13 protein-coding genes are annotated in these 14,862 nt (G+C 69.1%); 11 read left to right on the top strand and 2 right to left on the bottom strand.

Annotation, left to right across the window (positions count from 1 at the left end; genetic code table 11):
* Positions 1 to 23: 23 nt before the first annotated feature.
* Both manA and Q1K09_RS00340 read left to right on the top strand, forming a co-directional pair.
* The gene (gene manA / locus Q1K09_RS00345; protein WP_300342239.1) at positions 24 to 1,241 is read left to right on the top strand and encodes a mannose-6-phosphate isomerase, class I; all 1,218 of its coding nucleotides are present in this window, start codon (positions 24 to 26) and stop codon (positions 1,239 to 1,241) included.
* Complete coding sequence (locus tag Q1K09_RS00340) at positions 1,238 to 1,828, top strand: GtrA family protein (RefSeq protein ID WP_300342238.1); 591 nt, start codon at positions 1,238 to 1,240, stop codon at positions 1,826 to 1,828. Before manA ends, Q1K09_RS00340 begins: the two co-directional genes overlap by 4 nt.
* 9 nt (positions 1,829 to 1,837) lie before the next feature.
* On the opposite strand, the gene Q1K09_RS00335 is transcribed toward Q1K09_RS00340, so the two are convergent.
* Positions 1,838 to 2,536 (bottom strand): TIGR03089 family protein, encoded by a 699-nt coding sequence (locus tag Q1K09_RS00335; RefSeq protein WP_300342236.1) that lies wholly within the window; start codon positions 2,534 to 2,536, stop codon positions 1,838 to 1,840.
* A 174-nt stretch (positions 2,537 to 2,710) separates the two neighbouring features.
* Here Q1K09_RS00335 and Q1K09_RS00330 point away from each other — a divergent pair, with 174 nt between their 5' ends.
* From Q1K09_RS00330 to ahcY, 6 genes are all read left to right on the top strand, one after another.
* Positions 2,711 to 3,253, top strand: coding sequence for a WhiB family transcriptional regulator (locus tag Q1K09_RS00330; RefSeq protein WP_300342234.1), 543 nt, complete (start codon positions 2,711 to 2,713; stop codon positions 3,251 to 3,253).
* Between the two features lie 31 nt (positions 3,254 to 3,284).
* Positions 3,285 to 6,791 (top strand): hypothetical protein, encoded by a 3,507-nt coding sequence (locus Q1K09_RS00325; protein WP_300342232.1) that lies wholly within the window; start codon positions 3,285 to 3,287, stop codon positions 6,789 to 6,791.
* A complete protein-coding gene (locus tag Q1K09_RS00320; RefSeq protein WP_300342230.1) occupies positions 6,788 to 8,644 on the top strand; it encodes a DUF5719 family protein in 1,857 nt (618 codons plus the stop codon). Before Q1K09_RS00325 ends, Q1K09_RS00320 begins: the two co-directional genes overlap by 4 nt.
* 72 nt (positions 8,645 to 8,716) lie before the next feature.
* Positions 8,717 to 9,106 carry a DUF3499 domain-containing protein gene (locus tag Q1K09_RS00315; RefSeq protein WP_300342229.1) on the top strand — a complete coding sequence of 130 codons (390 nt, stop codon included), beginning with the start codon at positions 8,717 to 8,719 and terminating at the stop codon, positions 9,104 to 9,106.
* 100 nt (positions 9,107 to 9,206) lie between these two features.
* Positions 9,207 to 9,407: a Trm112 family protein gene (locus Q1K09_RS00310; protein WP_300342227.1), complete on the top strand. Its 201-nt coding sequence runs from the start codon at positions 9,207 to 9,209 to the stop codon at positions 9,405 to 9,407.
* 14 nt (positions 9,408 to 9,421) lie between these two features.
* Entirely contained in the window at positions 9,422 to 10,903 is a 1,482-nt protein-coding gene (gene ahcY, locus Q1K09_RS00305) for an adenosylhomocysteinase (RefSeq protein WP_300342225.1), read from the top strand.
* Positions 10,904 to 11,025: 122 nt separating this feature from the next.
* On the opposite strand, the gene Q1K09_RS00300 is transcribed toward ahcY, so the two are convergent.
* Positions 11,026 to 11,841: an RDD family protein gene (locus Q1K09_RS00300; protein WP_300342223.1), complete on the bottom strand. Its 816-nt coding sequence runs from the start codon at positions 11,839 to 11,841 to the stop codon at positions 11,026 to 11,028.
* Between the two features lie 73 nt (positions 11,842 to 11,914).
* Here Q1K09_RS00300 and Q1K09_RS00295 point away from each other — a divergent pair, with 73 nt between their 5' ends.
* The 3 genes from Q1K09_RS00295 to panD all read left to right on the top strand — a co-directional run bounded on the left by Q1K09_RS00295 (position 11,915) and on the right by panD (position 14,842).
* On the top strand, positions 11,915 to 12,904 hold the full coding sequence (locus tag Q1K09_RS00295) for a stage II sporulation protein M (RefSeq protein WP_300342221.1): 990 nt from the start codon (positions 11,915 to 11,917) through the stop codon (positions 12,902 to 12,904).
* A gap of 106 nt (positions 12,905 to 13,010) precedes the next feature.
* Positions 13,011 to 14,375, top strand: a complete 1,365-nt coding sequence (locus Q1K09_RS00290) for a DUF1461 domain-containing protein (protein WP_300342219.1) — start codon at positions 13,011 to 13,013, stop codon at positions 14,373 to 14,375.
* A 44-nt stretch (positions 14,376 to 14,419) separates the two neighbouring features.
* Positions 14,420 to 14,842 carry an aspartate 1-decarboxylase gene (gene panD / locus Q1K09_RS00285; RefSeq protein WP_300342217.1) on the top strand — a complete coding sequence of 141 codons (423 nt, stop codon included), beginning with the start codon at positions 14,420 to 14,422 and terminating at the stop codon, positions 14,840 to 14,842.
* Positions 14,843 to 14,862: the final 20 nt, after the last annotated feature.

Raw genomic sequence — 14,862 nt, 5'->3', positions numbered from 1 at the left:
AACGCGCTGGTAAGGTTTCTCCGATGTTTCGGATGAGCAACGCCGTCCAGGAGTATGCCTGGGGGTCGACCACAGCGTTCAGCGAGCTCTTCGGCTGGGACCCCCCGGGGACTCCCCAGGCGGAGCTCTGGATGGGCGCCCACCCCAAGGCTCCCTCGCAGATCCTCAATCAGGGCGGGTCCCGCTGCGATCTGCCGACCCACCTGGCGAAGCACCCCCAGGATCTGGGGCCGTGGGCCGCCGCCGGAACGCTCCCCTTCCTGATGAAAGTTCTGGCAGTCGCCGCGCCGCTGTCCATCCAAGCTCATCCCACCAAGGAGCAGGCCCGCGCAGGCTCAGCCGCCGAGGACGCGGCCGGAGTGGCCGTGGCGTCCCCGCAGCGAAACTACGTGGACACCAACCACAAGCCCGAACTTGTCGTGGCGCTCACCGAGTTCGCTGCGCTGTGCGGTATTCGCCCGCCGCAGCACTCCGCGTCCGACCTTCGCGCCGTCCAGCGGCTGCTGGCCGAGCACGACGCCGGCCACGGCTCAGCACTGGAGCCGCTGTGCCGCTGCCTCGAGGACGACGACGTCGCCGCCGCGCTGCGCATCGCGCTGGAGAGCTCCGCCGCGCCGCTGGGTGAAGCCGCGTCCGCGCTTACAGAGCTCGGCCCGCTCACCGGTCAGCTTCCGCAGCCGGCCGCCGACACCGTCGAGCGGATCTGCGCCGCCTTCCCCGCTGATCCCGGCCTGTTCGTGGCCCTGATGCTGCAGCGGGTGCAGCTGGCTCCCGGCGAGGCGCTGTTTCTTCCGGCCGGGCAGCTGCACGCCTACCTGGGCGGGACAGCGGTAGAAGTGATGGCCAATTCTGACAATGTGCTGCGCGGCGGACTGACCTCCAAACACATCGACGTCGCCGAACTGCTGCGCGTGGTCAGCACCGAGCCGCTGCCGCCGCCGGCGGTGACCCCGGAAGTCCGAGAGCGCCAGCTGATCTACCGTCCCCCTGCCGAGGAGTTCGAACTGCACCGCCTAGAGTTTCCGCCCTCCTCGGGCGAACACCGTCTCACGTTCACCGGCCCGGCCATCGCACTGATCACCGCCGGTCAGGTGGATTCCCCGCTGGGAGGGGTGGCCGCCGGCGAATCAGTGTTCATCCCCGCCGGGGAACCGGCATGGTTCCATGGGGACTCGGCTCAGATGTTCGTAGCCGTCGCCCCGCCGCCGCAGCAGAAGGCACGTCAGGAGGCAGCTCAATGATCGGACTGTGGGACAAAGCGCTGGGACTGGTCCGTGCGCTGTGGAGAGAGCTGGCGAAATTCGGCGCTGTCGGCGGAGTCGCCTTCCTCATCGACTCTGCGGTCTATCTGTGGCTGATCACCGGCCCGATGGACGACTCCCACGTCAAGGCGAAAGCCGTCGCAGTGGCGGTGGCCACGGTCTTCGCCTGGATCGGCAACCGGTACTGGACCTTCCGGCATAAGCGGACCACCACTCGAACGCGTGAGCTGCTGCTGTTCATCCTGATGAACCTCATCGGCCTGGCCATCCAGTCCGGCTGTGTGTTCTTCAGCTACTACATCCTCGGGCTGCAGTCGGCACAGGCCTCGTTCATCTCCGGATCCATCGTCGGGATGGGGGTGGCTATGTGCTTCCGGTTCGTGGCGTACAAGTATTGGGTGTTCACCGGGGACCCGCAGTCCACCCCGACGCGCAGCGCGGCCGCCGAGTCGGCCGCACGCACCGGCTCCGCCGAATCGCCGCACCTGATCGCAGATGCTGACATCCTCTACCACCCCGGTGCTGGCGGGGAGGACGCCCAGGCTCCCGGCCGCCCGCGGGACTAGGGCCGCCGGTCAGTCTCCGCAGAGACCCTCATTGCGGCGCATCTGCTCCCAGTGCTCTCCGGCCGGCTCCCCAGAGAAGAGCACCACGGGCACACTGTGGGCCGCCGCGGCGACCAGTTCCTCGTAGGATCCGTCTTTCCACTCGGTGATCAGCACCGGCGCCGAGGCAGGACGGTCCCGGTGCGGAAGCTCATGCGGCTCCAGCGGAGAGAGCAGCTGATCAGGGAAGCTCCTGACCTCCGCGGAGACGTCCAGCACCCACGGCGGAATCTGCTCGCCGGTGGCCGACTGGAAGGACTCGTCCAGCATCCCGGTGGACAGCGCAGCCAATTCTGCGCCGGCCGGCAGTCTGCCGGCCAGCCATTCATCCGGACGGTCGGAGACCACCAGGGCCGCTCCTGCATCCGCTGGGGCCGCCGTCACCTCCACCCCCACGGCGCCCAGCGCCAAGGAGACAGCGCAGGCCTTCCAGTGCGCAGGCATATCCACCACGGCCGCATCGCCCTGGCTCAGCTCGCTCTCCTGGTCGAACAGACCGATGAGCTTGGTCACCCAGTTGGCCAGCACCCTGCCGGAAAGCTCCACTCTGTCGCCGTCGCCGGAATACCAGATCACCGCCGGCGCCGGCCGCTGAGCCAGCAGGTCCAGCAGTCCGGGAAAGTCCGCAGGCGCGGGCTGGGACCGGTGCTGAAGGTTCAGAGCTGCCATTGTCAGACCTCCTGGTAGAGCCCCTGATCGGGACCGGAGTCGGGATGTGCTGAGGCGGAACGGGTCAGTGTGCGACGCGCCGAGAACACTTGACGGATGATTACTCACACCAGTGTAATTAGGGGCAGAGTTCGAGCACGAAAGCGTCAGGCAACATCGGGGAGGCCCACCATTATGGGGAAGGCACAGCGGCTGACGGACGTCAGCCCGGAGCAGGACGAAGCACCCGTCCGCAGAAGCGGGCTGGACGTCCCGTCGGACTGGTTCGTCGACCCTGCCGACCCCGCCGCGGCCGAGTCCCTGGAACACGGAACAGCTCTGGAGGATCAGGCTACCGCGTTCCTGGCGGCGGCTGAGCAGGCCGAGGCCGACGCCGACTCCACAGTCACCGCACTCAGCGAGGCACCCTCGCGCCGCAGTGAGCAGAACCCGGCAGAAACCTCCGAACCACTATGGTTGGGCCTTCCGACCCTGATCCCGGCCGAGCAGATCGAAGGTGAGCTGGCCTGGCAGGTGGATGCGCTGTGCGCCCAGACCGATCCGGAGGCGTTCTTCCCCGAGAAGGGCGGTTCCACGCGCGACGCCAAAAAGGTCTGCGCCGCCTGCACCGTGAAGCAGGAATGCCTGGACTACGCGCTGGCCAATGACGAGCGATTCGGCATTTGGGGCGGACTCTCTGAGCGGGAGCGCCGGAAGCTGAAGAAGAGGTCCGCATAGTTGTGGTCCGGCCCGAGACGAGGATGCCTCGGTGAGCAGCCCCGCTGCTGCTCAGCTCCATATTGCCGCCGTCGTCCTCGACACTGACGACGAAAGCGCCCAGCGGCTCTCCGCCGCGCTGGAGGCCCAGACCCGAGGTCCCGACGCGGTGGTGCACCTGCCGGCGCCGCCCGAGGCCGGGGCGCAGGACATCTCCCGCTCCCTGCGGTCTAAGCTGATCACCAACCGCAGACACGCGCGCCAGACCCGCACCGCCGGTCCTGCAGGGGTCCAGTCCACCCACGTGTGGCGGACCCTGGAGCGCCAGCTGGGGGAGGGCTTCAGTCCCCACTATCAGTGGCTGTGGATTCTGCCCCCCGGGGCGGTGCCGGATCCCGATGCGCTCCGCCGCCTGGAGGACCGGGTCTTCACAGTCACCGACGAGCAGACCCACGAAGAGATCGGCATCGTGGGGGCCAAACAGGTCCACCATGACGAGCCGTCCCGGTTGGTCAACGTCGGGCTCTGGCGCTCCCGCAGCTGCGAGGTGCTGACCAGAACCGAGCCCCGCGAGCTGGATCAGGGCCAGTACGACGGCCACGATGAGGTCCCCGGAGTCTCCGCCCACGGCATGCTGGTCAGAGCCCGTACCTTCGGGGATCTGGGCGGATTCAATCCGATGCTGTCGGCGGAGTACGCCGCCGTGGAGTTCTGCGCACGTGCCCGCGAAGCCGGCGTCCGCACCGTGGTGGAGCCCTACGCCCGGGTTCTGCGCACAGACCCCCCGCAGCGCGAGCTGGTGCACCGATTGGGCGGCAGCCTCTGGCTGCCCCCTCAGCAGCGCAGCTCCCAGATCCGGCTGCGGCTGGCCGAGGCTCCAGCCCCGGCTGTGCCGCTGGTCTGGCTGGGACAGTGGGCTGCGGCCCTGCTGCGGCTCATCGCGCTGATGGTCTGCAAAGCGCCTGATGCCGCCGCAGTGCAGCTGGGCACCAGCGTGGCAGCGCTGTGTCGTTTCAGCGCCATGGCGCATCTGCGGAGCCACCGCAGAGCCGGCCGTCGAGTCGCCGCGGCACGCGCATCAAGCCCCGAGGAGGCCCGCAGTCAGCAGCAGCGCGGACGCCAGGAGGTGCGCGCAGGCATCCTCACCGCGGAGCAGGTGCGCGCCCAGCGGCGCCGGGAGACCACCGCTGAGACTGTGGGTCTTCCCCAGGGACGCACCGCGGGCGCGGCTGCCGCCGATGCGCTGGAGCACAGCGGCGACGGCGAATTCGACCAGATGCACACGCGCCGCTCCGAGGACCGGCTGGGCCTGTTCCTGGTGCTCACCGCCCTGACCGGGGTCTCCCTAGTGGGGTTCCGCCAGCTGCTGACTGCTGAGGCGCTGGCCGGCGGAGCCGCGCTGCCGGTATCCGGCTCCATCGCCGAGGTCTGGCACCACACCACCTCCTTCCTGGTTGCCGATTCGCTGGGCGAACGGGCCGCGGCCGACCCCTTCACCCTGGTGCTGCTGATCCTCTCGGTGCTCTCGGCCGGACATGCTTCTGCGGTGCTGCTGTGGGTGGTCATCCTGGCTGCTCCGCTGAGCGCCCTGACCGCCTGGTGGGCTGCCGCGCTGTGGAGCCGGCGCGCCTTCCACCGAGTGGTGGCCGGGCTGATCTGGGGCCTGCTTCCCGCGCTGCACACTGCCGTCGGACAGGGGCGCCTCGGCCCCGTCATCGCCCACATTCTGCTTCCGGTGCTGGTGCTGGCCGCGGTCCGGGCCGTGGAGTCCCGCCGGCGGGCCGCCCCCGGCCCCGCTGCGCGCCGAGCGGCCTCGCTCAGGCTGGCCACCGGCTGGGAGACCGCTGCCGCCGCCGGACTGCTGATGGCGGCGGTGACCGCCTCCGCGCCGGTGCTGCTGGTGCCTGCGGTGCTGATCTGTGCGGCTGCCCCGCTGGTGGCCGGCCGGGCCGGGCGAGTGCTGTGGCTGGTTCCCGTGCCGTCCTTGGCACTGTTCGCCCCCATGCTCTTCTCCGCCTTCGACCGCCGAGCCAATCTGGCGGCCACCCTGCTGGCCGAGCCCGGGCAGGCTGTGGCGGCCTCCGAAGCTGGAACCCCCGCTCCGGTGTGGCAGCAGCTGCTGGGCTTCTCCCAAGCATTCGATGCCGCCGCCGGCCTGCCGGGCGCCGACGGCGCAGCCGCCTGGCTGCCGTCAGTCTTCGAAGGCAGCTTCTGGAGCCTCCGGCTGGCCCTGCTGATCGGCGGACCGCTGCTGTGTATCGCCCTGCTGGCGCTCTTCGCCGCCGGTCGGCGCGGGGTGGTGCTCAGCTGCGGACTGATCCTGCTGGGCCTGCTGGGCTATTCCGCGGTGGCCACCAGACTCAGCGCCGGGCACAGCCTCGGCGAACTGGTGCCGGCCTATCCGGGACCGCTGGTCTCGGCTGCGGTGCTGTGCCTGGTCGCAGCAGCGCTGAGCGCTCTCGATGTCTCCCAGCGCAGCGGATCCGCCCTGGGAGGGCTGTTCTCTCCGGTGGCCACCACTCTGCTGGTGCTGGCCATCTTCGCTGCCGGTGTCTTCTGGGCTGCCCCGAGGATGCTTCCTTCGGCCGAACTGTCCGACCAGACCGTCACTGCGGTGAACACCGAGCCGGTGCTTGTCCAGCGCGGCAGCAGCAGGTCCCTGCCGGCCACTGCCGCAGATCAGGGAGCATCCCCGGCTGCCACACGCACACTGATGCTCGGCAGCGGACCCGCCGGGGTCAGCGCCCAGGTGGTCTCCGGCTACGGCCCCACATTGGACAAGGCCCGCACCGCCGCCGCGGCCGACGGACTGCCGCTGTGGGCGGCGCAGAGCATCGGCCCGATCACTCCGGAGGAGCCCGCTCCCCGGACGCTGAGCCCCAGCAGCCAGCGGCTCGCCGAGCTGGTAGCCGCCCTGGTGGCTGAAGGTTCCGACGACGTCGCCGAGCTGATGGCCGAGCTGGGCATCGGACATGTGCTGGTCACCCGGGGCGCGGGGCTGCGTGAAGCTGCCGACACTGCTGGAGGTCTGGCCCGAGTAGGTGAGACCGAGTTCGGCACCCTGTGGCGGGCCGAAACCCCCGAGCAGGAGCTGCCGGCCGGCCCCGGGGCCTCCGGCGCCTCCACCGCCTGGGCGCGGATCGTTGATGACCAGGGGAACACGGTGGCGCTGCTGCCCAGTCACCACCACAGCGTGCAGGCGGATCTCAGTGAGATCACCACCTCCGAGGGTGAACCGCTGCGCCTGGATCCGGAGACCGCGTACTTCGTGGAAGTGGCCACCGAGCGGGCCCGCGGATGGCGGGGACGCATCGACGACGAGGTGCTGGTGACCGTTACGGCCGACCGGCTCGGAGTCCAGGAAGAGCAGATGCCGTGGATGCGGCAGTACTTCCTCCCCTCGGAAGCCGCCGGCGGCGATCCGGCGCAGATCAGCATCACCCACCGCTCCGACTTTCAATACCCGATCCTGCTGGGCATCGCCGGGCTGCTGGTGCTCTTTGTGCTGATCGCGGTGCCGCTGCCGCGCAGCTGGAGGATCCTGGAGGTGAGCGCATGAGCAAGCTGAGCCGACGCATCCGCGCCCAGCGCCGGGCCCGGGCCAAGCAGCTGAAGCAGCAGCAGCGCCAGGCCCGCCGGCAGCAGAAAGCCCACGATCAGGCGCCCCCGGAGAACCTGCCGCAGCGCCCGGACTCCGCAGCCGCACCGGCCGCCGGGACATCTGCCGGATACGGAGATCACGCACAGCCCACTGAGGCTTCTGCCGCCGGACGCCGGCCGGCTCCTGTCCGCGTGGCCGCCGGACTGACCGGTGTGGGCCTGCTCGCCGTACTGGCCGGCTCAGCCGCCTCCGATGCCACCTCCCCACCTGATGACGAGGCCCGCCAGGTGCCGGCCACCTATGTGGCGGCGCCGTCATCGGTCGAGCGGCTGGTGTGCCCGCCGACCCCAGGCGCCCCGGATGAGCTCAGCGAGACCGGCGTGCTGGACTACGACGAACGCGACGAGTCCGTCGAGTCCATCCGTTCCGGCCTCCTCTTCGGCGCATCCGAGGGCACCATTCCCGCCGCCGACTGGATTTCGCTCACCCACCAGGGTCCCGGCGCCGAGAACAGCTTCACCTCCGGAGGCGAAGCGGAGGCCGAGCCCAGCAGACTGCTGGCAGAGCGGCCGAGAGTCGCCGAACGCCTGGAGGAGGCAGACCTCCCGGCAGTGCTGCAGGTGCAGCCCAGCCCCGAGACGGAGCCGCAGCTGGCCCCCGCAGCAGCGGCCGGCTTCAGCTATCACGCAGCCCAAGGCGGCCTGACGGGACTGGCCACCGCACCATGCGCCCCTCCTCAGCGCAGCGCATGGTTCCTGGGCCCGGCCACCGGCGCCGGCGCGACCTCCCTGCTGACCCTGAGCAATCCGTACGACCGTGACGCCCGCGTGGAGGTCACCACCTACGACTTCTCCGGACCCACAGGCAGCCTCGGAGCCGTCGCCCTGGTGGTGCCGGCCGAGTCCACCCGCAGCGTGAGCATGGCGGCCCTGACGGAAGGAGCCTCCCATATCGCGGTGCACATGCAGGCCTCCGGCGCCCCGGTGGCAGCACATATGGCCTCTTCCGAAGCCAGCGGGAGCGCGGGACTGGGAACTGAGCTGCTTCCCGCCCAATCCTCGCCGGACACCGAACATCACATGCTGGCCGTACCGGCAGGGGCCGACCAGCTTCCCCGGCTGTGGATCCACACCCCGGGGGAGGAGGGCGGCACAGTCGAGCTGCAGGTCTTCGGCGCCGAGGGACAGGCGCCCATCGAGACGCCGGGAGTCTTCACCGTTGAAGCTGGACAGTTGGCAGTAGTGGACCTCGAGGGACTGCAGCCGGGCACCTACGACGTCGTAGTCCGCACCGAGCAGCCCAGTGTGGCCGCCGTGCGCAGCGCCGGGGACGGCGAACCCGTCACCGTGGAGACCGAGATGCCGGCCCAGACCGACCCCATCACCGGAGAGCTGCTGGAGCCGGAGACCGTGGAGGAGGAGACCGAACCAGCACCGGACTTCAGCTGGTCGGCGCCGGTCACCGAAGCCGAGCCGGGCCACGGCGCCGTGCTGCCGCCCACCGGAGAGACCGAGCTGCGGCTCTTCGGCGCCGGCCGGATCAGCTACCGGCTGCTGGACTCCGAAGGCGCGGACACAGAGGACGTGACCCTCACCCTTCAGGAGGGCCAGCCGACCCAGGTCTCCGCAGAGGAGCTGACCGAACAGGCCCAGGACGCCGGCTTGGAGGACCTCTACGCCGTAGTGGTCACCGACGTGGAGGCAACGGCGAGGGTCGGCACCCTGACCCGCACCGAAGAAGGTCACTTCAGCATCGGCGCACTGCAGCCCATCAGCCCCACCGAGCAGTACGTCCCGCTGCGCTTCGGCTGACGCTCTCAGCGGTGACACGGCTGCGCCCAGCCTCCGCCCAGTTTGCCGACCAGATGGGTAGGCTCGGTGGCTGTGGATTCCAAGCGTCGATGCACCAAGAGCAGCTGCGACCGCCCCGCCGTGGCGACCCTGACCTACTCCTACGCAGACTCAACCATTGTGGTCGGGCCCATCAGCGTCTACGCCGAGCCCCACACCTATGACCTCTGCGCCGGCCATGCCGACTCGGTGAACCCGCCCCGCGGGTGGGAGGTGCTGCGCCTGGACTACCCCAGCGGCGCCGAGGATGCCGGCGACGACCTGCTGGCCCTGGCCGAGGCAGTCCGGGAGCATCCGCGGCAGGCCGCCGACACCGCGCAGAGCCGGCAGCCCGCCCCCGCACGGGAAGCACCCCGCCCACTCTCCCCGCCCGACGGCGACCCCGGCATCACCCGGGGCCACCTCCGTCTGCTGCGCGAATAGAGCCGCCTCAACCCACCCGCGCTCTGCGCGTGCGCCTGGATGAGTCCGCAGATGAACATCGGGGAACCTGCGCACCAGATGCGGACGATAGTCTTGCACTATGCCCTCCGACCACCGGCCCGAGCACACTGAGCGTCCGCCGGCGCAGATCCATCCGCAGATCCTGAACATCCTGCGCTGTCCGGTCACCGGCAGCCCGCTGCGGCAGGAGGGCGACGCCCTCATCGCCGTCGAAGACCCGCAGCGCCGCTACCCGATCCGCCACGGCGTACCCACCCTGCTGGCCGCACCCGCACCATAAAGAAGGACCTGCACATGAGCTTCGACTACAAGATCGCCGATATCTCCCTGCACGAGGCCGGCCGGCACCAGATCCGTCTGGCCGAGCACGAAATGCCCGGACTGATGGCCCTGCGCGAAGAGTACGCCGAGACCCAGCCGCTGGCCGGCGCCCGGATCGCCGGATCCCTGCACATGACCGTGCAGACCGCGGTGCTGATCGAAACCCTCACCGCCCTCGGGGCTGAGGTGCGGTGGGCCTCCTGCAACATCTTCTCCACCCAGGACGAGGCTGCGGCCGCCGTCGTCGTCGGTCCCCACGGAACTCCAGAGGATCCGCAGGGCGTCCCCGTCTTCGCGTGGAAGAACGAGACGCTGGAGGAGTACTGGTGGACCGCCAGCCAGATCTTCGCCTGGCCCGGAGTGGACCAGGATCCCTCCCAGGGAGCCAATATGATCCTCGACGACGGCGGAGACGCGACTCTGCTGGTGCACAAGGGGGTGGAGTTCGAAGCCGCCGGCGCGGTGCCCTCGGCCGGTGAGGACGACCCGCACGAATATTCGATCATCCTGGAGACCCTGCGCCGCTCCCTGCAGGAGAATCCGCAGCGCTGGACCGGAATTGCCCAGCAGCTGCGCGGCGTTACCGAGGAGACCACCACCGGAGTCAACCGGCTCTACCAGCTGGCTGGCGAGGGCCGGCTGCTCTTCCCGGCCATCAACGTCAACGACTCGGTCACCAAGTCCAAGTTCGACAACAAGTACGGCATCCGCCATTCGCTGCCGGACGGCATTATGCGCGCCACCGACGTGCTCATCGGCGGCAAGACGGCCGTGGTCTGCGGCTACGGCGACGTCGGCAAGGGAGCCGCAGAGGCGCTGCGCGGCCAGGGTGCCCGCGTAGTGGTCACCGAGATCGACCCGATCAACGCGCTGCAGGCCGCGATGGACGGATACCAGGTCACTACCCTGGACGAGGTGGTGGGAAGCGGCGACATCTTCATCACCACCACCGGCGGCAAAGACATCATCACTGCCGCGCATATGCAGCAGATGAAGGACAAGGCGATCGTGGGCAATGTGGGCCACTTCGACAATGAGATCGACATGGCCGGGCTGGCAGCCATCCCAGGCATCCAGAAGGTGGAGATCAAACCGCAGGTTCACGAATGGGTCTTCCCCAACTCCGGGGGACGCTCCATCATTGTGCTCTCCGAAGGGCGCCTGCTGAACCTGGGCAATGCCACCGGCCACCCCAGCTTCGTCATGTCATCCTCCTTCACCAACCAGGTGATGGCTCAGATCGAGCTGTTCGCCGCATCGCATAAGAGCGGACGCTCAGGGGAGGACGCCTACGGCAATGAGGTCTACGTGCTGCCCAAGCTGCTGGATGAGAAAGTTGCTCGCCTGCACCTGGACGCGCTGGGAGTCACCCTCACCGAGCTGACCAAGGACCAGGCCGACTATCTCGGTGTGGACGTAGCCGGCCCCTATAAGCCTGAGCACTATAGGTACTGAGTTGGTCCCGGCGGCGCGTACATGCCGCGCCGCCTCTCGGCCGCGTTACCGCGGCCTTCACGCCTGAAGGGCCCCGCGGCCGGGCACAGCCCCGGCCGCTCTCGGCCGCGTTGCCGGGCCGTTCAGGGGTAGGGGAGGGCATGGATGCGCTGCTGCAGCGAGGCGATGCGCTGTCCCTGCCGGCGCAGGCGCCGATACTCCCGGTTGCGGCGCTCGGCCATCACCGCTGAGAGGAACTCCACCGACGACGTCGTCGGCGGAGCAGGGGAGACATGCCGCTGCATATCAGCGGCCAAGGCATCCGCGGCAGCAGTCAGCGCCGGCAGGTTCACCTTCGATCCGCCCTGCTGCAGGGCGCGCAGCAGCCGGGCCGCGCGAGCAGCCAGCTCATCGGGAACCCGCCCGATATCAGCGATCTGCGCCCAGGCCCCCATGGGCGCGGGCACCGGCAGCATCATCGGCGGCACTGCGGGGTGCCGCATCCGCACCGCATAGGTGCCGGCCATCACATCGCCCAAGCGTTTGGTGCGCTCGGTGAACATCGCGGTGATCAGCGGAAGCAGCCCCATCGTCAGGTAAATCTCGCCGAACCCGGCCAGCCCCCGCACTGTGCAGTGACGCAGCCGTACCGAGCCGCCGTCGTCGCGCACAGTCCGGATGCCGAAGATCAGCTTTCCCACCGAGCGCCCGCGCGAGAGCGTCTCCACCGCGATCGGCACCACCACCAGGCACAGGACCATCGCCCCCAGGCCCAGCGCAGCCTGCAGAGCCGGGTCAGCCGCGTTGAGCACGGTGAACGAGCTCAGCAGCACCACTGCTGCCAATATGGCCCAGTAGAGGATCAGATCCACCAGAAGCGAGGCGCCCCGGGTGATCAGCGAGGCAGAAGGCAGATCAAGTGCCACTGCCTCCCCGGTGATCACACTGCGGCTGCCCATGGATCCAGCCTAGCCGCTGGCCCGCCGGTAGGGTGGAGCAGAAGGCCAGCACACCGGCTGAAGGAGGCCACAGGTGGACACTGACGCGTTCATCGCGGTGCACCAGCCAGAATGGGACCGACTGGACCGGCTGGCCCGCCGCAGCCGGCTCTCCGCCGCCGAAGCCGATGAGCTGCTGCTGCTCTACCAGCGGACCTCCACTCACCTCTCAATAGTGCAGGCCGCCGAGCCGGACTCTCCCGTGGCCGCTCAGCTGTCGGTGCGGCTGGGCCGGGCCCGGGCGCATCTGACCGGCGGGGGAGAGAACCCGCTGACGGCCATGGCCTATTTCTTCACCCAGACACTCCCGGTGGCGTTCTACCGGCTGCGTTGGCTGACCGTGGTCATCGCAGTGCTGTTCCTGGCGGTGGCAGCGGCAGCGGGATACTGGACCCATCAGCACCCCCAGCTGGATATGATCATGCCCGCGGAGGCGCGTCAGCAGTATGCCCAGCAGGGGTTCGTGGACTACTACTCAGAGCACCCCAGCTCGTCCTTCGCCTCTCAGGTGTGGACCAACAACGCCTGGATCGCCGCCCAGTGCGTTGCCTTCGGAGTCAGCGGCATCTGGCCCCTGTTCATCCTGGGGGTCAACAGCGTCTCGGTCGGCATCGCCGCCGGTGTGATGTACGAACAAGGAGCAGCAGCTGACTTCTGGCTCAGCATTCTGCCGCACGGACTGATGGAGCTCACCGCCATCTTCGTGGCAGCCGCGGCAGGGCTGCGGATCTTCTGGGCCTGGGTGGCTCCGGGGCAGCGCACCCGGCTCTCCGCGCTCGCCGGTGAGGCCCGGCGGCTGATCACGGTAGCCATCGGCCTGGTTCTGGTGCTGCTGGTCGCAGGCGTGGTGGAGGGCTTCGTCACCCCCGCACCGTGGCCGGACTGGCTGCGAATCGGCATCGGCGCGGCAGTGCTGGCCGGCTACTGGGCATACGCGCTGATCCTGGGCTCCCGAGCCCACCGGGCAGGGGTCACCGGAGACCTGGGTCAGCACGAATCCGGCGACCACGAACTCACAGCCTGAACCATTCGCCCCAGCTCAGCCCGCGACTCTCCGCGCACGGTCCCACATCGCCGCGAATCCTGGCTCTAGGCTGGTCACTGGACAGCAATGCGTGGAGAGGCGAAAGATGAGCCAGAACCCTGACGAGACGCGCGATTCCGAACCCGGCGGCGCCGAAGGGCGGGACAGGGAGTTCGAGTCCGGACTCGACTACGGCGCCTTCGCATCCGAGGAGCCCGACTTCCCGGAGGACCGGCTGGAGAAGGAACCGACCCCCAGCCCTTCGGACAACGACGACGACGGCAGCGCCTCGCCCTCTGCCTCGACGGAGCCTGCCGCCGCGCCGCCCGCCGACGCCGGCGAACAGCCCACCACTGCGGTGCCCCCGCAGGATGACTCCGCCACCCGGTCGCTCTCTGAGGAGCTCGCCGCGGCCCGATCCGCATCCTCGGCCGACAAGGTCGATGCGGCCCAAGCGGCCTCGGCCGACGCTCCGGCCTCTGCTCAGGAGCAGCCCACCACCGTTGTGCCCCCGGCTGAGCAGGCCGCGCCCGCAGGTCAGGCCGCAGCAGGCCCGGCCGCCGCGGGGGCTGCCGGAGTCGGGGTGGGCACCACCTCCGGCACCATGCCGGCTCGAGCCCCGGCGACGGGCACAGCTGCCTCGCCGGCGAAGCACGCCGCCTCCAATGAAGAGATCACCGAGGCTGACATCGAGGAGGAGGTGACCAAGTCCAAGCGCGGAATCTCCCGGTTCCTCACCGTGCTGATCGCCATCTTCACCCCCGTGCTGTTCGTGGTCGCCGCGATCCGGCTGGTCGGCACTCCGGTCTTCCTCTGGGTCACCTATCAGCGTCCCGGGTTCCCCGACGACGCCCACGGCTTCACCCTGGAGGACCGTATGCTCTACGGCTCCTACGGCATGGACTTCCTGTTCAACCTGGCCAATTACCGCTACCTTGCAGACCTCACCGGGCCTGAGGGCGAACCCCTGTTCACCTCCTCGGGCGATGACCTCAACGAGGTCGCCCACATGGTCGATGTCAAGCAGCTGGTCTGGATCGCCATGCTGGTCGGTCTCGGCCTGCTGGTGCTCACCCTGATCTTCGCGCTGCTGCTGCGCTCATGGCGTCCCGGCGGGTTCGCCCGCGGCGTCTTCGCCGGCGCCTGGGGCACCATCGCGCTGATGATCGCCGCGGCCGTGCTCGCCTTCCTGGACTGGCAGCGGTTCTTCACTGAGTTCCACACCGTGTTCTTCAGCGGAAACTGGGCCTTCCCCGACGACTACACGCTGATCCGGCTCTACCCCACCCAGTTCTGGATCGACGCCGGCATCTGGATCGCCGCACTGGTGCTGCTGTTCAGCCTGGTGGCGCTGCTGGTCACCTGGCCCACCAAACGGCGGCGCGCCCGCCGGGCAGACCGCCTGGCGGAGGTGCACCAGCGCCGCCGCGAGAAGCTGATCGAAGAGCTGAACTCCTCGGCCGCGAGCTGACCCAGCTGGCGGCCGAGGCCGGCCTCTGAGATGATGTCAGGGCTATGCTGAGAACAGTCCTGGGCGGGAAGATCCACCGCGCCACCGTCACCCACGCAGATCTGCACTACGTCGGGTCCATCACCGTGGACGCCGAGCTGCTGGACGCCGCCGGAATCCTGGAGGGCGAGAAGGTCCAGGTGGTGGACATCACCAACGGAAACCGCCTGGAGACCTACACCATCGCCGGCGAACGCGGATCCGGCGTCATCGGCATCAATGGAGCAGCCGCGCACCTGGTCAGCCCCGGGGACCTGGTGATCATCATCAGCTACCAGATGGGCACCGAGGCGGAGATCGCCGAGCACCGTGCCCGTGTGGTGCACGTCGATGAGAACAACCGCATCGTCGCCCTCGGCGATGATCTGGCACAGCCGGTGCCCGGGGCGGCTGACCAGATGGATCCGCGCAGCGCCACGCTCAACTGAGCGTCACTGCCTCGCAGCAG

Source organism: Nesterenkonia sp., from assembly GCF_029265375.1.
Taxonomy (GTDB): Bacteria; Actinomycetota; Actinomycetes; order Actinomycetales; family Micrococcaceae; genus Nesterenkonia.
The sequence above is the reverse complement of the archived record's forward strand: the minus strand, read 5'-3'. Positions and strand labels throughout refer to the sequence as shown.